Annotated in this window: 21 protein-coding genes; 4 read left to right on the top strand and 17 right to left on the bottom strand. The window is 31.1% G+C overall.

What is annotated here, in order from left to right:
• Positions 1–80: 80 nt before the first annotated feature.
• Positions 81–938 carry a radical SAM/SPASM domain-containing protein gene (locus FBF22_RS07765; protein ID WP_002882733.1) on the top strand — a complete coding sequence of 286 codons (858 nt, stop codon included), beginning with the start codon at positions 81–83 and terminating at the stop codon, positions 936–938.
• On the opposite strand, the gene FBF22_RS07760 is transcribed toward FBF22_RS07765, so the two are convergent.
• Genes FBF22_RS07760 through FBF22_RS07745 form a run of 4 tightly spaced genes read right to left on the bottom strand, consistent with a single transcriptional unit; the run spans position 935 to position 5607 of the window.
• Positions 935–1741, bottom strand: coding sequence for an ABC transporter substrate-binding protein (locus FBF22_RS07760; protein ID WP_002882735.1), 807 nt, complete (start codon positions 1739–1741; stop codon positions 935–937). The genes FBF22_RS07765 and FBF22_RS07760 overlap by 4 nt on opposite strands.
• Complete coding sequence (locus FBF22_RS07755) at positions 1738–2514, bottom strand: ABC transporter ATP-binding protein (RefSeq protein ID WP_002882736.1); 777 nt, start codon at positions 2512–2514, stop codon at positions 1738–1740. The genes FBF22_RS07760 and FBF22_RS07755 overlap by 4 nt, the downstream gene beginning before the upstream one ends.
• Positions 2514–3500 (bottom strand): iron ABC transporter permease, encoded by a 987-nt coding sequence (locus tag FBF22_RS07750; RefSeq protein ID WP_002856526.1) that lies wholly within the window; start codon positions 3498–3500, stop codon positions 2514–2516. The genes FBF22_RS07755 and FBF22_RS07750 overlap by 1 nt, the downstream gene beginning before the upstream one ends.
• Positions 3475–5607, bottom strand: coding sequence for a TonB-dependent receptor (locus tag FBF22_RS07745; protein WP_002884732.1), 2133 nt, complete (start codon positions 5605–5607; stop codon positions 3475–3477). The genes FBF22_RS07750 and FBF22_RS07745 overlap by 26 nt, the downstream gene beginning before the upstream one ends.
• A gap of 193 nt (positions 5608–5800) precedes the next feature.
• Here FBF22_RS07745 and FBF22_RS07740 point away from each other — a divergent pair, with 193 nt between their 5' ends.
• The gene (locus FBF22_RS07740) at positions 5801–6556 is read left to right on the top strand and encodes a HugZ family heme oxygenase (protein WP_002860068.1); all 756 of its coding nucleotides are present in this window, start codon (positions 5801–5803) and stop codon (positions 6554–6556) included.
• 13 nt (positions 6557–6569) lie between these two features.
• On the opposite strand, the gene prfA is transcribed toward FBF22_RS07740, so the two are convergent.
• The 6 genes from prfA to FBF22_RS07710 all read right to left on the bottom strand — a co-directional run bounded on the left by prfA (position 6570) and on the right by FBF22_RS07710 (position 11640).
• Complete coding sequence (gene prfA / locus FBF22_RS07735) at positions 6570–7637, bottom strand: peptide chain release factor 1 (RefSeq protein ID WP_002860067.1); 1068 nt, start codon at positions 7635–7637, stop codon at positions 6570–6572.
• An 18-nt stretch (positions 7638–7655) separates the two neighbouring features.
• Entirely contained in the window at positions 7656–7919 is a 264-nt protein-coding gene (rpsT, locus tag FBF22_RS07730) for a 30S ribosomal protein S20 (protein WP_002856547.1), read from the bottom strand.
• A gap of 78 nt (positions 7920–7997) precedes the next feature.
• A complete protein-coding gene (locus FBF22_RS07725) occupies positions 7998–8498 on the bottom strand; it encodes a phosphatidylglycerophosphatase A (RefSeq protein ID WP_002851418.1) in 501 nt (166 codons plus the stop codon).
• Positions 8499–8502: 4 nt separating this feature from the next.
• On the bottom strand, positions 8503–9663 hold the full coding sequence (locus FBF22_RS07720) for a sulfate adenylyltransferase (RefSeq protein ID WP_002868300.1): 1161 nt from the start codon (positions 9661–9663) through the stop codon (positions 8503–8505).
• Positions 9641–10528 carry a response regulator gene (locus FBF22_RS07715; protein WP_002884735.1) on the bottom strand — a complete coding sequence of 296 codons (888 nt, stop codon included), beginning with the start codon at positions 10526–10528 and terminating at the stop codon, positions 9641–9643. Before FBF22_RS07715 ends, FBF22_RS07720 begins: the two co-directional genes overlap by 23 nt.
• Positions 10525–11640, bottom strand: a complete 1116-nt coding sequence (locus tag FBF22_RS07710) for a bifunctional 2-C-methyl-D-erythritol 4-phosphate cytidylyltransferase/2-C-methyl-D-erythritol 2,4-cyclodiphosphate synthase (RefSeq protein WP_002851397.1) — start codon at positions 11638–11640, stop codon at positions 10525–10527. Before FBF22_RS07710 ends, FBF22_RS07715 begins: the two co-directional genes overlap by 4 nt.
• Before the next feature lie 122 nt (positions 11641–11762).
• Here FBF22_RS07710 and FBF22_RS07705 point away from each other — a divergent pair, with 122 nt between their 5' ends.
• Together FBF22_RS07705 and FBF22_RS07700 are read left to right on the top strand one after the other, a co-directional pair.
• A complete protein-coding gene (locus tag FBF22_RS07705) occupies positions 11763–12869 on the top strand; it encodes an Mrp/NBP35 family ATP-binding protein (protein WP_002884737.1) in 1107 nt (368 codons plus the stop codon).
• Between the two features lie 25 nt (positions 12870–12894).
• Positions 12895–14055: a 2,3,4,5-tetrahydropyridine-2,6-carboxylate N-succinyltransferase gene (locus FBF22_RS07700; RefSeq protein ID WP_002884738.1), complete on the top strand. Its 1161-nt coding sequence runs from the start codon at positions 12895–12897 to the stop codon at positions 14053–14055.
• Positions 14056–14079: 24 nt separating this feature from the next.
• Here FBF22_RS07700 and hisIE read toward each other — a convergent pair whose 3' ends face one another.
• Genes hisIE through hisD form a run of 7 tightly spaced genes read right to left on the bottom strand, consistent with a single transcriptional unit; the run spans position 14080 to position 20049 of the window.
• Positions 14080–14703 (bottom strand): bifunctional phosphoribosyl-AMP cyclohydrolase/phosphoribosyl-ATP diphosphatase HisIE, encoded by a 624-nt coding sequence (gene hisIE / locus FBF22_RS07695; RefSeq protein ID WP_002851143.1) that lies wholly within the window; start codon positions 14701–14703, stop codon positions 14080–14082.
• Between the two features lies 1 nt (position 14704).
• Positions 14705–15472 (bottom strand): imidazole glycerol phosphate synthase subunit HisF, encoded by a 768-nt coding sequence (gene hisF / locus FBF22_RS07690; RefSeq protein ID WP_002851492.1) that lies wholly within the window; start codon positions 15470–15472, stop codon positions 14705–14707.
• Positions 15473–16411 (bottom strand): HTH domain-containing protein, encoded by a 939-nt coding sequence (locus FBF22_RS07685; protein WP_002860061.1) that lies wholly within the window; start codon positions 16409–16411, stop codon positions 15473–15475.
• Complete coding sequence (gene hisA, locus FBF22_RS07680; RefSeq protein WP_002860060.1) at positions 16396–17127, bottom strand: 1-(5-phosphoribosyl)-5-[(5-phosphoribosylamino)methylideneamino]imidazole-4-carboxamide isomerase; 732 nt, start codon at positions 17125–17127, stop codon at positions 16396–16398. Before hisA ends, FBF22_RS07685 begins: the two co-directional genes overlap by 16 nt.
• On the bottom strand, positions 17124–17711 hold the full coding sequence (gene hisH, locus FBF22_RS07675; protein ID WP_002884742.1) for an imidazole glycerol phosphate synthase subunit HisH: 588 nt from the start codon (positions 17709–17711) through the stop codon (positions 17124–17126). The genes hisA and hisH overlap by 4 nt, the downstream gene beginning before the upstream one ends.
• Positions 17708–18766 (bottom strand): bifunctional histidinol-phosphatase/imidazoleglycerol-phosphate dehydratase HisB, encoded by a 1059-nt coding sequence (gene hisB / locus FBF22_RS07670; RefSeq protein WP_002884745.1) that lies wholly within the window; start codon positions 18764–18766, stop codon positions 17708–17710. The genes hisH and hisB overlap by 4 nt, the downstream gene beginning before the upstream one ends.
• Positions 18763–20049, bottom strand: coding sequence for a histidinol dehydrogenase (hisD, locus tag FBF22_RS07665; RefSeq protein WP_002867578.1), 1287 nt, complete (start codon positions 20047–20049; stop codon positions 18763–18765). Before hisD ends, hisB begins: the two co-directional genes overlap by 4 nt.
• Between the last annotated feature and the right edge of the window lie 3 nt (positions 20050–20052).

Raw genomic sequence — 20052 nt, 5'->3', positions numbered from 1 at the left:
AGATAAAAATATCGATAAAAATGTTACATATTTTAATAAATTTCATAAATTTTGGTAAAATGTTTACTCTAGGAAATATAATGAAATTTAAAAAAATATATATAGAATTAAGCGATATTTGTGGTTTAAAATGTGATTTTTGTCCTTCTCAAAAAGGAATTCGCGGGGTAATGAGTGAAGAAAAATTTCAAAACTTAGCTTATGAAATTTCTAATAAAGCTGAGCTTTTTACCTTTCATCTTTTGGGCGATCCTTTGCTTTTACCTAATTTGGAAAATTATCTAAAAATCGCAAAAGATGAAGCTATGAAACTTGAAATCACTACAAGTGGCTTTTATCTAAATTCTAAAAATCAAGCTTTATTGTTAGGGTATGAGAATATCCATCAAATCAATATTTCTTTAATGTCTTTTTTAAGTCAAAGCAAAATTTCTTTAGAACAGTATTTTAAGCCTATTTTAGAACTTTGCAAAAAGCATTTAGAGCAAAAAAGCCTTTCTTTTATCAATCTAAGACTTTGGAATTTAGATGCTAATTTTAAAGCACCTAAGTCAAATTTAAAAATTTATGAGTTTTTAGCTAAAGAATTTGAAGTTAAGATCGATACAAACTTAAGTAAAAATCGCTTGCAAAGACATATTTTGCTTCATCAAAATAAACTTTTTAAATGGCCAAATTTAAAAGATGAACCCCTTTATAAAAAAGGAAAATGTCATGCTTTAAAAGAGCAAATTGGGATTTTAAGTGATGGAAGTTTAGTGCCTTGCTGTTTGGATACTAAAGCAGATATTAACTTGGGAAATGTTTTTGAAAATAACTTTGATAAGCTTTTTAAATCATCGCGTATAAAGATGATGAAAAAAGCTTTTGAAGAAGATAAACGCATAGAAAAACTTTGTCAAACTTGCGAATTTTTTAAAGCAAGATTGGGTGATTAAAAATTGTTATTTTCTAGCTTTGTTTTAAATTCTTGAATTCTATCTATTATCTTAGGACTAAGGCGTAATAATATAGGTGTATCTTTGTTAAAATAAATACTTCCTGTTTTAACTGCTTTGGTATTTTTCAATAAAGCATTTGTATCTAAAAGATTGTTTTTGGCATTCATTCCAAGAATGAGTATGTCTGGATTTTGTTTCAGTATATATTCTGCTGATATAACAGGTCTTGAAATTTGACTTTGCGGACTTAAATTTTTAATCCCTATGAGTCTTAAAATATCAGCTATTAAAGAATTATCATTAAAGGCCATTAAAGGGTTGCTAGAATAAAGATAAATCGCACTTTTATTTAGGGGTTTATCGCTTAATTTTTTAAATTTTTGGTTAAATTCTTGTTTTAAAAGCTCTGCTTCTTTTTCTTTTTTCGTGATTTGACCTAAGGTTGTGATATTTTTTGTTATATCTTCTAAATGCTCGGCTTTTAAATTGATGCTTTTGATACCAAAATTTTTAAGTCCTTCTTCTAAATTTAAAGAATAAGAGCTTAAAATCACCAAACTTGGTTTTAATGCTACTATTTTTTCAAGTGAAGGATTTGAAAAAGTGCCTACGCTTGTAAGTTTTGAGGTTTGATCTTTAGGATAGATATTTGAGTGTTGTAAAGTGGCAATGCCTACGATTTGATCTTCAGCCTTAAGCATAAAAAGGGTTTCTATGCTTGCAGGATCAAGCACTACAAGGCGTTCTTTTGCATTTAGTGTGATTAAAAACAAACTCATAATAATTAAAATTTTTTTCATTTTTTCTCCTTTAAAGCTAAAATATAAGGTTTAGAATTTTTATAAATAATCTCGCAGTTTAAATCATAAATTTCTTTTAAAATTTCTTGAGTAAAAAGCTCTTTACTCGTTCCAAAATACTTTATTTCCCCTTCTTTTAAAAAAAGGATTTTATCGCAAAACATAGAAGCTAAATTTAAATCATGCAAGATAGCAACAACGGCTATATTTTTTTCTTTAACTCGTTTTTCGCAAAGGCTTAAAAGCTCTATAGCATAGTTTAAATCAAGGGCTGAAGTGGGTTCATCTAAAAAAAGAATTTTTGGCTTTTTAAGCAAAGCTCTTGCTAAAAGCATTCTTTGAAATTCACCCCCACTTAAAGAAAGTATGCTTCTTTCTAGAAAATTTTCAAGTCTTAAATCCTTAGCAAATTCTTTAATTTCTAAAATATCTTCTTTAGAATAAGAACTAAAAGCGTGTTTTAAATTCGCATATTTACTCATTAAAAGCACATCGATGACTTTTAAAGGCGTGTTTAATTCTGATTTTTGAGGCACAAAGCCACAAATTTTGGCAAATTCCTTAAGAGAAAAATCTTTGATATTTGTATTAAAAAGACTTATTTCTCCTTTATTTGGACTTAAATTTTTAAGTATAAGTTTTAAAAGAGTGCTTTTGCCTGAGCCATTTGGCCCTAAAATTCCTATAAAAGCCTGATTTTTAAGTTCTAAATGAATGTTTTTTAGTAAATCTTTTTGGTGATAAGCAAAGCTTAAATCTTGTATTTTTAGCATTATAAAAATCTCCTAGCACTTAAAGCCAAGTATAAAAAAATAGGAGCTCCAAAAAATGCAGTTAAAATTCCAATCGGAATTTGTACAGGGGCTAAAAGAGTTCTTGCTAAAGTATCACAAATAAGTAAAAATAATCCTCCAAATGCTGTACATAAAGGGATAACTAAGGCATTATCATAATTTTTAAGCAAAAGTCTTATAGTATGAGGAATGATGAGTCCAACAAAGCCTATAAGTCCGCTAAAAGCAACCGCAAAAGATACAGCCAAGGATGAGACGATGAGTAAATTTATCTTTAATTTTTGAGCATTTACCCCTAGATTTCTAGCTTCATCATCTCCGCTTAAAAGTATGTTTAATTCGTTTTTATGAGCGTAAAAATAAAACAAACAAAAAATTAAAGGCAAGATTAAAATTCCCACACGAAACCAAGAAGCATTGCCTATATTTCCCATAAGCCAAGCGACTATTTTAAAAGAATCCTCGCCTATAAGATAAGTGAAAAAAGAAGTAAAAGCTCCTAAAAAAGATGAAGCTGCTATGCCGATAATGAGTAAAGTCGCTATAGAAGCTTTAGAAGAAATTTTAAAAACTCCTAGGGCAAAAAAGGCAGAGCAAACAAAACCTAAAATTCCATAATAATAATCATTCAATTTTAACAAATACGCCAAAACCGCTCCAAAGGTTGCCGCAGAAGCTATACCTATGATATAAGGATCGGCTATAGGATTTGAAAATACATTTTGAGTGATAGCCCCACTACTAGCTAGAAGCATACCGATTAAAATCGCCATTATAATCCGTGGTAAGCGTCCATCTATGATGATTTGTCTTAAAATTTCATCTTGGCTAAAGATATATGAAAAAAGTTCTTTTGGGTTTAAATTCTCATCTCCTAAGCAAAGTGCTGTAAAAGAAGCGATTATATAAGCTACCAAAAGCCCTATAATCACTAAAATTTTAGAATGCGTATTTAAATTCAACATAGTAGTTTCTGCCATTCCCAACTAGGTATTGATCATTTATACTGTCTTGATAGGTGTAGTATCTTTTATCGAAAAGATTGCGAATTCCTGCTAAAATTTGTAATTTTTTATAATTATATTTCATACCAATATCTGTTAAAAAATAATCCCTTATCCAAGAATTTTTAGACATTTTTCCTGTATTTTCATTTATAGTTCCACCATCTTTTGCTCTAGAAAAATAGGTTAAATCAATAAAATTTGAGAAATTTTTATTCCAAGCGTATTCAAGCCCAGCTGTGGCTTTGATTTTTGAAACATAAGGAATTCTCATGCCGTCATTAACACCTTTAGAAATTTTAGCATCAAGATAAGTTAGACTTTCTCTAAAGATTAAATCATCATCTAAGAAATTTTGACTCAGACTTAATTCTACTCCTAAACGGCGAGTTTGATCTATATTATAATATTTCCACCAAGATCCACTAGTAGAATGAGGGTTTCCAAGATAAGAAATTTCATCTTTGCTTAGGGTGTAAAATAAAGTTAGATTAAAGCCGTAAAAATCCCACCAAAAATCATCAATACCTAGTTCAAAGGTATCAAAGATCTCAGCTTTTAGGTTCGACGAATAATAGGGTGGTATTCCATTACCAGTTTTGTTGCGATTGACAAATTGAGCAGGTGTAGGAGAAACAAAACCTCTTTCGTATTTAAGATAAAGATTGCCTGTGTCAGAGTATTTAAAGTTAGGGGTGATTTCAAAAGCAAAATTATTGGTGTTTTTATCGGTATCAAAAAGGGTTGTTGAGTCTGTGATTATAGGATTTGATGATGGCGGTCTTCCGTTCATACTCATTTCATTTCTATAAGATCTATTGGTATTATAAGTGCTAAATTCATATCTAGCTCCACCGGATAAAGTGAAAAATTCATTAAAATTATGAGAATCAAGAGCGAAAATAGAATGGCTTTGTTTAGTCATATCCATTAAAGTTGTCATCCTGTGATAATTTATGACACCTGGAACGCTATAATACACCAAACTCTTTCTTTTTGCATCATGGTTTGTAAATTCATAACCAAAAATAAAATAAGAATTATTTGCATAATTTAGCTTATTTTTTAAACTTATCCCTGTAAGTGTGTCTTCAAAACCACTTCCATTTTGATAAGCTGTAGTTCCCATCATAGAAATTTCATCTTTTAGATAATTGATCTTTTGATTTTGCCAAAAAGCTTCTAGGTTAAATTCCCATATATCATCAAAATAGTAATGATAATCCAAAGAAATTTCAGGGCGATTGATTTGTGTGATATTGTCACTATTGCCTTTTTGGGTTGGATCGCTTTGAGCTTGTGCTTTTGTTAGATAGCCACTGCTGGTATTTTTGCTTTTAAAATAATTATAACCCAAAGTTAAATCGCTATTATCATTGATATCAATATAGGTTTTTGTGTTGATAAAATAGCCTTTTTCATTATAACCTTCTTGATATCCATCAAGGTTAAAACTTTGTATATCAAAGCTAAAAGCTAAATTTTCATTTATTTGTTTGGCGCCATTGATACCTAAATTTCCACCTAGTCCACCATGATCATAGGCACTGCTTTTTAAATTTATAGCAAAAGCATCTGATTTTTGTTTTTTTGTAATGATATTAATCACACCCCCTCTAGTACCACTTCCATAAAGCACAGATCCACCCCCAGGTATGATTTCTATGCGTTCTACATTATCTAAATTGATACTATCTAGCGGGGTTACACCATGGGAATTATCAAGAACATTAATAGCACGCCCATCGATCATAACTTTTACAGCTATATTGGACTTATTTCCTTGTCCACGCATGTCTATATTGCGTCCAAGTCCAAAATTTACAAAACTAATGCCTGAAATTCTTTCTAAGGCTTGTTCTAAGGAAACATAACCTTTATTTTGCAGATCTTTGCCTTCAATGCTGATTACATTGCGTAAATTTGAGTCTGCATCTTGTTCAAAACCTGTTGCACTAACAACAACTTTTTGTAGATTGATAGCTTCATTTGATTCTTGTGCATTTAAATTAGTTATTAGTAATAATGCAAATAAAGATAAGTTAAAAGCTTTTTTATTTGGGTGCAAATTTTACTCCTTAAATAAAATAAATAATGATAATTTATATCATAATAATTTAGGATGAAATTTATCCTTTATTAACTTAATTTAGTATAAATTTTTGATAAAATAGATAATTTTTATATTTTAAGTTATTTTTAATTTGATAATTGATACCATTTTTTTTAATATTTTATTTTAAAATCAAGAAAGGATAAAAATGAATTTTGAAAGCATTATTTCTCATATGAATGATCATCATAAATCAAATTTAGTTGATCTTTGTAAAAAATTTGGTGGTATTGAGCAAGTGCAAGATGTTTTTCTAAAAAGTGTTGATTTTAATGGCTTGGATCTTGTTTACAATGATAAAGAAAATTTACGAGTGGAATTTCCTAAAAAAGCCGATGAAAACACGATTAAAGATACTATAATATCCCTTTGCATGAGTGCAAAGAGCGAGCAAAATTTTAGTGGAGTAGAAAAAGAATTAAATGAATTTATGCTAAGTTTTAATTCTGTAGCTTTGGCAACTTTAAATGCAAATGGAGAAGTTGTTTGCTCGTATGCACCTTTTGTAAGCACACAATGGGGAAATTATATTTATATAAGTGAAGTAAGCGAACATTTTAACAACATCAAAGCAAATCCAAACAATATAGAAATAATGTTTTTAGAGGATGAGAGTAAAGCCGCTTCTGTTATACTTCGTAAAAGATTGCGCTATAGAGTAGATGCAAGTTTTTTAGAGAGAGGTGAAAGATTTGATCAAATTTATGATGAGTTTGAAAAACAAACCGGAGGAGAAGGAGGCATTAAAACTATACGCAAGATGCTTGATTTTCATCTAGTAAAGCTTGAATTTAAAAAAGGACGCTTTGTAAAAGGTTTTGGTCAAGCTTATGATATAGAAAATGGAAATGTTACACATGTAGGTGCTAGTGGAAATCCACATAAATTCCTACATAAGCATTAATTTATATAAAATCTTATAAATTTTGTTCTTGTAAAGCTTGGGCTTGATGATGAGTGATTAAAGGTTCTATGATTTCATCAAAAAGCCCATCTTGCATAATGGCATCTAAGCGATATAAAGTAAGATTTATTCTATGATCGCTGATACGATTTTGTGGAAAATTGTAAGTGCGAATGCGTTCACTTCTATCTCCGCTTCCTACTTGTGATTTTCTTGCTTCACTTTCTTTTGCCAGTCTTTCACTCTCTTGCATTTCATAAAGCCTTGCTTTTAGGACTTTCATCGCACTTTCTTTATTTTTGTGTTGGCTTTTTCCATCTTGATTGACTACAACTATACCTGTAGGGATATGAGTGATACGAACAGCTGAATCAGTAGTATTTACACTTTGTCCACCATGTCCTGAAGATCGCATAACATCAACTTTAAGATCGTTTGGATTGATTTCGATTTCTATATCATCAACTTCTGGCATTACTGCCACGGTGATAGCAGAAGTATGCACGCGTCCTTGGGATTCTGTTTGAGGAACTCTTTGAACACGGTGCGTTCCACCTTCATATTTAAGTCTTGAATAAGCTCCTGTTCCTTTAACAAGCATGATGATTTCTTTAAATCCACCTACACTTCCTTCACTAGAACTTACAATCTCAAGTTTATAGCTACGATTTTCAGCATATCTTGCATAAGCTTTTACAAGATCTCCTACAAATAAAGATGCCTCATCGCCACCTGCGCCTGCACGAATTTCAAGAAAAATATTTCTTTCATCATTGGGATCCTTAGGAAGAAGTAAAATTTTAATCTCTTCTTCAAGCTTTGGTTTTAATTCTTCTAAAGTTTTTAGTTCTTCTTTCGCAAGTTCCCCAAGTTCTGGATCGTTTAGCAAAGCTTTATTTTCTTCTATATTGTCTAAAGTTTTTAAATACTCTTTAGCTTTTAAAACGATAGGTTCTAAGTTTTTTTGTTCTTTAGAGAGTGTAGTCATTTTACTGATATCGTTGATTATATCAGAACTGCTAAGAAGAGAATTTAACTCTTCAAAGCGTTTTAAAAAAGGATCTAGTTTGCTAGCTAACATTAAAAACTATATAGAAAATTATGCGATTTTATTTACTAAAAGGGCTAAGCGGCTTACACGGCGAGAAGCAGTTTGTTTTTTAATGAAACCGCGACTTACCATAGCATGAATGCTTTTATTAGCTACTTTTAAAGCTTCATTAGCAGCATTTTTATCTCCATTTGCTGCAGCTTCTCTTACGGCTTTAGTTATATTTTTAAGTCTTGTTCTATAGAATCTATTTCTTTCTGTTTTTTTAATAGTTTGTCTTGCTCTTTTTTCAGCAGATTTATGGTTTGCCATTTATATTTTCCTTTTTTGAAATTAAAGACTAAATTATATAAGAATAAAATTTAAAATTTAATTAATTTAAGCAAAATTTCAAAATAAGTCTTTTAAATTTATATCCCAAAAAACTAAATTAAATTTAAGTAAAAATCCATAAATTACCGCACTTAAAAGTCCAGCAAACAATCCTGCTAACATATCATCAAGCATTACACCTAGTCCGCCTTTGACTTTTTTATCTATCTTACCAATAATAGAAGGTTTTGTAATGTCAAAGAGTCTGAATAAAACAAAAGCCAAAATAAAATTGACTATCGAGTTTTCAACACTTGCTGCAATAGCACAAGCAAGAAAAACTCCAGCAACCTCATCGATAACTATGTGTTTGTCATCGTGAATTCCTGTTTTTTTTTCATAATCATCTATAACACGAATACTTGCAACAAAAATTAAAATGCTTAGTAAAAACAAAGTATTAATCCCGAGATATTTAAGTATAAAAAAAGCAGGTATTAAAGCAGCGATAGTACCAAAAGTCCCACTTGCCTTTTTTACAGAACCTGAATAAAAAAAAGTTAAAAATAATTTTTGCATTTTATTACACCATATAAGACATTTGATGAATTTCTAAAAGTTTTTGATAAAATTCTTCATCATTTTTGTATTCTAAAATTCCATCAGTTGGAAAAAGCTCATTATAAATTTTTTGCATATTTTTTAATCTATTTGGAAAAAGAGAAGTTAAAATAACACTAGATACTTCCTTGCGCATGAAAATTGCTGGAGGAATGATACCCGCTCTTAGTAAATCTTTTAAAGACTGAGAATTATAGTGCAAATGGTGATGACAACCATGAGGGCAAGATCTTGTGCTAACAATCATGCGACATTGATCGCAAAATACAAATTCAGGCAAAACGATCACTTCTATGCCATAGTCCTTGGAAAAATCATCAAGTATGGTTTTTGGTTGGTTATCGTCATAAAACATTCCAAGTCCTGTATGATTTTGTCCTACTACTAGTTTGGTACAACCTAGACTTTTTGCGATAATACTTTCTAAGCCAGGATTTAAATGAGCGTGAAAAATATTAATATTTTTTAATGGAAAAATGAAAATTCTATCCGGTGGAAGATAGTTTTGAATAAATTTTTTCAAATATGCTTCTTTAAGTTCGAATTCAAACCCATTTACATCAAAAGATTCTACAAGAAAAATTACAACTAAATCTGCTTTATCAATAGTCCAACGAAACATTCTTTCATGGGCACGATGCAAAGGATCAAAACTTGAAACTATAGCAGTAATTTTTTGTGCATTAAGATTGTTTTTGATTTGTTGAAAATTTTCTTTTATTTTTTCAATTTGAGAATTATAAATTTCTATTTTTCCACTTATGCAAGTTGTTCCCATGTCTTCTAAAGAGCAAGTGTTAGGACTGAAAATATCAGAAAAATTTTTATTATTTTTAAATTGGCTTTTAAAATCTATATGTCCTACTACTTTTTCATCTAGTATGAGATCGATTCTATCGCCAGATTTTATATCATTTAGTGCTTCTTCAGCATTTTTTGGTGCAAAGCTTAAGGGATAGGGAAAACTTTCTCCTTTAAATTTTCCTGATTTAATGATTTCATTGACTTCTTTTTCATTCATTAAATGAGTGCAAGTACCTAGCAAACCTTCTTTAATAAGTGACAAGATGCCAAATTCATTTTGATCTATGGTAATGTTTTTATTTTTTCTTGCTGATTTCATATTTCTTCCTTTTTTCCCATAAAGATTTACGTGAAATGCCTAATTTTTTTGAAAGATCAGTATCAGGAAATATATTTTGGTAATTTATAATAACATATTTTACATACTCATCTATAGTTAAAATTTCATTGCTATTGATATTTTTTTCATTATCATTTAAATTAATGCAGTTTATTTTTAAATCATCTGTATTTGAATTGGTATGCAAAATAACATTTTTGTTTTGTATAAAATCTAGGAGTTTTTCCTTTTCTGTTGCTTTTAATGCTTGAAAATTACTCAAAAATAAGAGATTGTTTTCTGTGGGAAGTTTCATAACTTTTTCAACTGAATTTGTAGATGTTAAATCAATAAAAGAAAGAGTAATGTCACATTCATTTGCATAATTAAAAACAAAAGCATCAGCACTGCTTTGCTTGTTGGATTTTAATATCAATGGAAGTTTTAATTTTTTATAATTATACTCTGGAATTTTGATTGTTTCTAATCTTGATTTGATATAGCTTTGATAAGCTTTATTAAGGATTGAAAGTTTTCTAAAATCCTGATAATGCTTTATTTTTCTAATCAGCTCTTCTATCATAAAGGGTTTTTGAATATAATCACTAGCACCTAATTTCAAAGGATTTGAAACTGTATCTGTACTTATATAAGAAATAAGCAAAATAATAATACTATGTTTAAACTGACCTACGGCTTTTAGAAAATTATTAGTATTTGTAGAAAGCAGTACAATATCATAGTATTTTTCACCATTGTATTCATCAAACGAGTTGATAATTTCACAGCTATATCCAGCATCACTTAGTTTAATGCTAATGCTTTGCGCTAGATAAATTTCATTTTCAATAATTAAAACTTTCATAATCTTGTCCAATCAAAATATTTTAAATTTACACTACTAAGCACCGCCATACCTTCTTTTCTTCCAATAAAACCCAATTTTTCCGTTGTTGTGGCTTTAACATTGATTCTAAATTCATCTAAATCTAAAGTATGAGCTATATTGCTTTGCATAGCTTGTTTAAAGTCTTTAAGTTTAGGGCTTTGTGCCATGACGCAAATGTCTATATTAATGAGTTCAAAACCTATTTCTCTGACTTTATCATAAGCTTGTTTTAAAAGCTCCATGGAGTTGGCATTTTTAAATTTCATATCAGTATCAGGATAAAGCTCTCCTATATCTCCAAGTCCTGCAGCACCTAAAATCGCATCGGTTAAAGAGTGAGCTAAAACATCTCCATCGCTGTGTGCTTTAAGCCCCATAGTAGGATGAATTTGCACTCCTGCTAAAAGCAAAGGGCGATTCTCTCCAAATTCATGCACATCAAAACCATTGCCAGTAAAAATTTCAAAGCTAGGTGTAGGCAAATCAAGTTTTTTAAGATCTTCTTTAAAGGTTAGTTTTCTTGCATTTTCTTCACCTTCAACAAACCAAATTTTTCCACCCATTGCAGCTATAGCTGTGCTATCATCTGTAAATTCTAGGTTTTGATCCAAGGCTTTTTTAAGCAATTTGGTTTTAGAAATTTGCGGGGTTTGAATGAGTTTGATTTTTTCTCTTTGCAAGGCTTCATTGTCAAAAAGTGTTGTATCTGCAACTTTTAAAGCAGGGGTAATACAATCTGCTTTATCTAAATTTTCAATCAAACGATCAAACAAATTTTTACTCACCAATACCCTTGCTACATCACTTACCATAACAAATTCGCTATCTATGAGCTCTAAGGCTTTTTTTAAGGATTCTGCTCTGGTATCACCACCTTCTATGAATTCATAGTTTTTAGTAAATTTTTTCATATAAGTGATATTACTAGAGGTAACAACTATTTTTTTAAAAGGATAAAAAGAGCTTAAATTTTTTGTTGCATAAAGCCAAAGAGGGTCATTTCCAAGTCGTAAAAATTGTTTTTTTACCTTTGTATTAAAACGAGTAGAATTTCCAGCTGCTAACATAATGAGGCTCATTTCACTCATTTTTTCATTCCTCTTTTTAATATTGTTGGTTTTTATAATGTTACCATATTATACACTTATAAAAAGCTAAATTTTATCATTTTATTAGTAAAATTGATTTTTTTAAAAGACAAGGAAAAAATATGAAAGAACAAATTTTAGAGAAATTAAAAACTGTAAAATATCCTGGTTTTGAAAAGGATATAGTGAGTTTTAACTTTGTAAAAGATATTAAAATTCAAGATGATGGTGTATTCATTGATATAGAAATCGTTTCAGCAAATCCTGAAGTAGCTAATGAAATTCGTAAAAATACTATTGAAGCTTTATCGAGTTTGGCTTTAAAAAATATTGAACTTAATATCATTACTCCAAAAATTCCTGAAGAAAAAAGTAATTCAAGAAGTGGAAAAAATATCGCTCCACAAGTAAAAAATTTCATCATGGTTTCAAGTGGAAAAGGTGGTGTGGGTAAATCTACAACTACAGTAAATTTAGCAATTTCCATGGCTAAAATGGGAAAAAGAGTAGGTATTTTAGACGCGGATATTTATGGGCCAAATATTCCAAGAATGCTAGGTGAAACCAAAACTCAGCCTGAAGTAGTAGGGCAGAGATTAAAGCCTATTTTAACTCATGGTGTTTATATGATGAGTATGGGGGTTTTGATCGAAGAGGGTCAAGGCCTTATGTGGCGTGGAGCTATGATTATGAAAGCAATCGAGCAACTTTTAGCTGATGTGATTTGGCCTGAACTTGATGTATTGTTTTTAGATATGCCTCCAGGAACAGGCGATGCACAAATTACTTCTGCGCAAAGTATTCCTATTACTGCAGGAGTTTGTGTAAGCACGCCTCAAACCGTATCTTTAGACGATAGCAAAAGAGCTTTAGATATGTTTAATAAACTTCATATTCCTATAGCGGGTGTGATTGAAAATATGAGTGGATTTTTATGTCCTGATAATGGTAAAGAGTATGATATTTTTGGTAAAGGAACAGCTGAAGATATGGCAAAAGCCTATAAAAGTGAAGTTTTAGCACAAATTCCTATAGAAATGATAGTAAGAGAAGGTGGAGATGAAGGCAAGCCTGTGAGTTTTTATCACCCTGAAAGTGTGAGTTCAAGGCGTTATTTAATGGCGGCTGAAAAAATTTGGAGTTTTATAGAAAAGATTAACAATGAAGGTGGTGCGGATAATTCTGCTATACAACCTGTGATGAATGGAAAAAGTGCGTGTTCGCATTAAAAATTAAGTGGATAAGGAAAAGAAAATGATTAATACTAAAGAAGATTTTTTACTTTTAATCAAACAAATCGAGCAAAAAAGTGGCTATAAAAAACCTAAAGCTTTTGGTATAGCAAGGCTTGATAGAGGACAGTTAAATAAAAATAAAATCTTACAAGCAAGTTTTGCTTTGATTAACTATGAGCAAAATTTTGGCTCAGCGGCAATCATGCTTGAAGCTTTTATGCAAAGGGGCGTGGAGATTGATTTTAATGCGAGTGAGTTTGTACAAACTTTGAAATTAGAAGATATTGATTTTGCACTTTCTTGTTTTAAACCTTTTTTAGAAGAAGATGGGCATCAAAATATTGATTTATTAAAGATTATCAAAGATAAATTTAAAGACGATGAATTTTCTTTTGTTTGTCTTTTTGAAGATAAAGAACCTTTAAGTGTAGAAAGTATTTATCTAAAACTTTATTTGCTTTCTACTAAAAAAGTACCTTTAAGAAGTATCAATTTAAATGGAGCTTTTGGACTTTTAAGCAATGTAGCTTGGAGTGATGATAAGCCTATCGAGCTTGAGTATTTAAGAGCAAATGAAATGCGTTTAAAAATGAGCAATCAATATCCAAAAATCGATTTTGTTGATAAATTCCCAAGATTTTTAGCACATATTATCCCTGAGGATAATACAAGAATTTTAGAAAGTTCTAAAGTAAGAATGGGTGCGTCTTTAGCAGCAGGAACAACCATCATGCCAGGTGCAAGTTATGTGAATTTTAATGCAGGTACAACAGGAGCTTGTATGGTTGAAGGGCGTATTAGTTCAAGTGCTATAGTAGGAGAAGGTTCTGATGTAGGTGGCGGAGCTTCGATTTTAGGTGTTTTAAGTGGAACAAGTGGCAATGCTATAAGCGTAGGCAAGGCTTGTCTTTTAGGGGCTAATTCAGTGACAGGAATTCCTTTAGGGGATAATTGTATAGTTGATGCAGGTATTGCAGTGCTAGAAGGAACGAAATTTTTACTCACAGATGCCGAAGAACTTGCTAAACTTAATCCTTATTTTAATTTTGATAAAGAAATTTACAAAGGCTTAGAGCTTAAAGGTTTAAATGGGCTACATTTCCGTCAAGATTCTATAAGTGGTGCTATGATAGTAGCTTTAAATAAAAAAGCAGTCAAACTTAATGAAGCCTTGCATTGATATAAATTTATTTTACATAAAGCTTTAAGCTTTATGTCTTTCTTTTAATTTTGAAATCACATCTGAGAAACTAAGATTTGCATCTGCAAGTAAAACACTTAAATGATACATTAAATCCGCTGCTTCACAAATAAGCTCTTCTTTATCTTTTACTGTCGCTGCTAAAGCTGTTTCTACGCCTTCTTCACCAACTTTTTGTGCGATGCGTTTTGTACCACTTTTGAAAAGTTTTGCTGTATAAGAAGTATTTTCATCGGCATTTTTGCGTGCATTAATAAGTTTTTCAAGTCTGGCTAGAAAAACAAAATCTGCATTTTTAGAAATTTTTTCAAAACAAGAAATATCGCCCGTATGACAAGTAGGCCCTACAGGATTTGCTAAAATTAAAAGCGTGTCATTATCACAATCTAAGCTTAAATCTATGATATTTAAGAAATTTCCACTTTCTTCACCCTTCATCCAAAGACGCTGTTTTGTGCGTGAAAAAAAGACTACTTTGCCACTTTCTAAGCTTTTTTCTAAGGCTTCATTATTCATAAAGCCTAGCATTAAAACTTCGCAAGTTTTTGCATCTTGGATGATGACAGGTAAAAGATTATCCACTTTTTGCCAAGCGATTTTTTCATTAAGTTCTTTGAAATTTTGCATATTATATCCTTATACTTAAGCCTTGATTTTTAAGATAAATTTTTAATTCTTTAATGTCTATAAGTTTTTGATGAAAAACAGAAGCAGCTAAAGCCCCATCTATACCTAGTTTAAAAGCTTCTAAAAAATGTTCCATTTTTCCCGCTCCCCCACTTGCGATCAAAGGTACTTTACAAATTTTATATACAGCTTCTAATTGTTCTAAATCATAGCCATTTTTAACACCATCTTGATTCATCATATTTAAAACAATTTCGCCTGCACCTAGATCTTGCACTTTTTTAACCCATTCTAAAGTGCTTTTTCCACTATGTTTACTTGTTTTTTCATCCCCTGTGTATTGAAATACTTTTAAATTTCCATTTTCATCTTTAAAACTATCAATCCCTACTACTACGCATTGCACGCCAAAGCTTTTAGCAAGGCGTGTGATTAGGCTTGGATCATTTAAAGCAGGAGAATTGATAGAAATTTTATCTGCCCCATTAGCCAAAAGTTCAGCTGCATCTTCTTCGCTTTTAATACCCCCTGCAACACAAAAAGAAATATTGATATTTTTTGCTACTTCACTTACCCATTCTCTTGATATGCGTTCTTTTCTAGCACTTGCAGCAATATCATAAAAAACAAGCTCATCAATACCATTTTGAGAATAATACCTAGCAAGCTCTATGATATCTCCCATATCTTTATGGTTTTTAAATTGTGTTCCTTTTACTACTCTGCCATCTTTGACATCTAAACATGCAATTATGCGTTTTGTAAGCATTTATTTCTCCAAAATACATTTTTCTTTAAGATATTTTTCCATTTCTTCATCGCTTTTAATTTCATCAAAATTAGCTTGAATTTTTGCTTCTTTGCCCACTTTAATTTGTTTGTTTATATCATCAATAAATTCTTTAAAATTTGGATTTTTATTGATCAGCATATTTAGTGTTTGAATATCAAGTTCTTTTTCTTTTGCACTAATTAAAATTTGAGAATTTGAAATATCTTTTTCAAGTTTTATCACTCCTATGCCAAAACTTTGATTTAAGCGTCTTAACTCACTTAAAACTTCGCTATCAATTTCTTGTAAAACAACCAAATAGCCTTCATTTGCCCAGCTAGAATTGCTTACAGCTTGAAAATAGCATTCTTTTAAATTTGAAAAATTTAAAGCAATTTTAAGTTCAAAAGAAAAAAGCTTATAACTATTTTGTTTGATATTTTCTAAAAGTGTTATGGTCTCTTTTTCATAATCATCGTAGGGAAAATAAACCCCTACAATATCAGGATAATTCCACTTATCTTCCCCGCCCTTACCCTTTTTGCTTTGTTCGTGATAAATTGTTTTGCAATTTAAATTAAAATCTAAATTTTCATATAAAAATTTTACAAGCAAGGGGTGTAAATCTCTTTCATGAAATTTATTTTTTTCTTGTTTTTCATTGGTAATTTCATTTTTATTATCAAGCTTTAAAAGTTCATTTTCTCTTTCTTTTAGCCAAAAAGTTGTAGGTTTTATTGAGGTTTTAAGAAAGTTAATTTTATCTGTAAGCAACCTATTCCAAATTGTTTGAGTGGGTGTTTGTCCTATACTAGAAAGCTTTTTATCTAAGCCTTTTTCAAGAGCTTTTTGCCAAATTTCACTCACATTTAAAGGCTTTTTAGTTTGTTTTAAAACTTCTATAATTAATTCTTTATAGGTCAATTTTCCAGACATCTTATCCCTTCTTCTACACTAAAAACTCCGTCTAATAAAGCTTTTCCTACGATAACCCCACTGCAAATTCCTTTTAAGTTTTCAAGGTCTTTTAAGCTTGCTACTCCACCACTTGCCTGAATGCAAATATGAGGAAAAATTTCATGGATAAGTTTATAAAGTCTTGCATTTACTCCTTGCATGGTGCCATCTTTTGAAATATCTGTGCAAAGTATGTGTTTTAAGCCTTTATTGCTATAAAAATCTAAAACTTCCATAAGCTTTTTATCGCTTGCTTCTTGCCAAGCATTTACAGCCACAACATAATCTTCTTTTAAAATCGTATCTAAGGCTAAAACTATAGCTTCACTACCAAATTCTTTTAAAATTTCAAGACATAAAGTCGCATCTTTAATTGCCATAGATCCTATAACTACTCTTTTTACTCCACAATCAAGCAAAGCTCTAACTTCTGCTTTAGAGCGTATACCTCCACCTACTTGCAAATTGACACTGACTTCTTTGGCTAATTTTTCTATCAAAGCAAATTGTCTTTTGCTAGGATCTTTTGCACCTGTAAGATCTACAAGATGAAGTTCTTTCGCTCCTGCTTTTTCGTATTCTTTAAATTTCTTTAAGGGATTGTATTTATATACTTTTTTTTGTTCGTAATCCCCTTTTACAAGACGCACCACTTCGCCATCTATAAGATCGAGTGCGGGTATGATTTGAGTCATCCTATATCCTTAATAAAATTTGAAATTAAAATTTCCCCAGCCTCGCTACTTCTTTCAGGGTGAAATTGCACTCCGTAAAAATTATCTTTCATTACGCTTGCGCTAAATTTTTGCGAATACTCACAATCTGCTATAGTGTATTTCCCAAGTCCTACACAATAACTATGCACAAAATAAAAATAAGCCCCTTCTAAGCCTTTAAACAAAGCATGAGAGCTATAAACTTCATTCCATCCCATATGTGGAAAAGTAAAGCCTTCTTTAGCTTTAAATTTTTGAGTTGTAAAATCTATGAGTTTTAAGGTTTCTTGATTTAATTCTTCGGAAAAATTTCCTAAAATTTGCATACCTAAACAAATACCAAGCAAAGGTTTTTTGGTATTTTTAATAAAATCAATAAGATTAAATTGTTCTAAATTTTTCATCGCTTCTTTTGCGGTACCCACTCCAGGTAAAAAAAGCTTATCCGCACTTTCAAGCTCTTTTAAATCCCTACTGATAGTTGCATTAAAACCTAATCTATCCAGACAAAATTTCAAAGATGCTAAATTCGCACAGGCTGTATCGATGATGATGATTTTCATATCACTCCTTTAGAGCTGGCTAAATTTTCACTTTCTATTTTCACTGCCATTTTCAAAGCTTTTGCAAAGGCTTTAAAAAGCCCTTCGGCTTTATGATGATCGTTTTTGCCTTTAACTTTTAAATGCAAACTCACGCCCATAGCATAGCTTAAAGAATAAAAAAAGTGCTCGATCATTTCTGTGCTTAAAGCCCCTAAATAAGATTTTTTAAATTTGGCTTTATAGACTAAATGAGGACGATTGCAAAAATCCATCGCACAACTTGCCAAACACTCATCCATAGGTAAAGCAAAACCATATCTTGCAATGCCGATTTTATCCCCTAAAGCTTTTTTGATACAAGCTCCAAGTGCTAAGGCTACATCTTCAACGCTATGATGCTCATCGATTTCTAAATCCCCTTTACAAGAAATTTCAAGCCCTATACCTCCATGTACAGCGATTTGCTCTAACATGTGATCAAAAAAATCAATGCCTGTTTTAATGCTAACCTTGCCCCCATTTAAGCACACTTTTACTTTTATATCTGTTTCTTTAGTAGTTCTTTGATAACTCGCACTTCTAAAAGAACTTAAAATTTCATTTTCTATTTCTTTCCAAGAAAGTTCGCCATATCTTAAACCACGCACACCTAAATTTGAAGCTAAGATCATATCACTCTCACGATCTCCGATAACAAAACTTTGTTCTTTATCGTAAAGTTCGTGTTTGATATACTCTTCTAACATAGCGGTTTTAGGTTTTCTGCAAGCACAATTTTCATTTTCAAAATGCGGACAAATAAAAATATCTTGAAATTCTATACCGCAACTTTTTAAAATATCAAGCATTTTTTCATGAGCGATTTCAAAATTTTCCTTTGGAAAACTTGGCGTTCCAAGACCATCTTGATTGCTTACCATGACAAATTTAAATCCAAAATTTTTTAGTTTTAAAAGAGTAGGAATAGCATCTTTTTCAAAACGCAATTTTTCAAGAGTATCGATTTGAAAATCGCTTTTTGGCTCCTCTATTAAAGTGCCATCTCTATCTATAAAAAGGATTTTTTGACTCATTTTAAGCTTTCTAAACGAAAAGTTACTGCATTTTTGTGCGCGTCTAAATGCTCATTTTGTGCTAAAATTTCAACACTTTTACCTAAAGCTAAAAAACCTTCTTTACTTAACTCTTGAACGGTCATTCTTTTGCTAAAATCTGCCAAACCTAAACTAGAATGCGTTTTAGTAAGTCCATAAGTAGGTAAAACATGATTTGTCCCACTTGCATAATCACCCATAGACTCTGGGGAATAAGCTCCTAAAAATACTGATCCTGCGTGTTTTACACCTTTTAAAAGTTCTCGTGGATTTTGAGTTTGTATGATCAAATGTTCAGGGGCGTAAAGATTTGAAATTTCTAAGGCTTGATTTAAATCTTTAGCTATGATAATGCGTGAATTAGCAATGCTTTTGCTTGCAAGTTCTTTGCGAGGCAAAAGTTCTAATTGACTTTGGACTTCATCACTTGCTTTTTTAGCAAAATCTTGACTTAAACACACTAAAATCACTTGAGAATCTGCACCATGTTCAGCTTGTGAAAGCAAATCACTAGCTACAAATTTTTCATTAGCTAAATCATCAGCTATGACTAAAACTTCACTAGGTCCTGCTTGCATATCAATAGCTGCTCCGTTTATATCACTACTTACTTGGCGTTTTGCTTCGGTTACAAAGGCATTTCCTGGGCCAAAAATTTTATCCACCTTTAAAACACTCTGGGTACCGTAAGCCAAAGCTGCTATAGCTCCTGCACCGCCCATTTGATAAATTTCATCCACGCCACAAAGCTTAGCACAAAAAAGCACAGCATCATTGATTTTTGCAGGACTTGCTAAAACGATTTTTTCACAACCTGCAATTTTTGCAGGAATAGCTAGCATTAAAACCGTTGAAAACAAAGGTGCCAAACCCCCTGGTATGTAAAGTCCTACTTTTTCTATAGGGCGTGTTAAAACTTCACATTTAACGCCTTTTGTAGTTTCAAGAGCGATTTCATGTGGGATTTGGGCTTCGTGAAATTTTTTGATATTTTCATAAGCCACTAAAATAGCTTCTTGTAAATCTTTATCTAAACGCTTGCTTGCTTGAGTGATTTCTTCTTGAGTGATTTTAATCTTTGAAATTTCAGCCTTATCAAATTTCAAAGCTTGTTCTATCAAAGCTTCATCGCCTTTTTCTTGCACTTCTTTAATGATAGAACTTACTATTTTTGAAATTTCATCTTTCGCACTTATAGCAGGGCGTTTTAACGCTTCTTCTTTTTGTTTTTCATCCAAATTATCATATACTAAAATTTGCATTTT

It is taken from the genome of Campylobacter sp. CFSAN093260 (assembly GCF_012890095.1).
GTDB classification, from domain to species: Bacteria; Campylobacterota; Campylobacteria; order Campylobacterales; family Campylobacteraceae; genus Campylobacter_D; species Campylobacter_D jejuni.
Note: the sequence above shows the minus strand (reverse complement) of the source record. Positions and strands in the feature narration are given on the sequence as shown.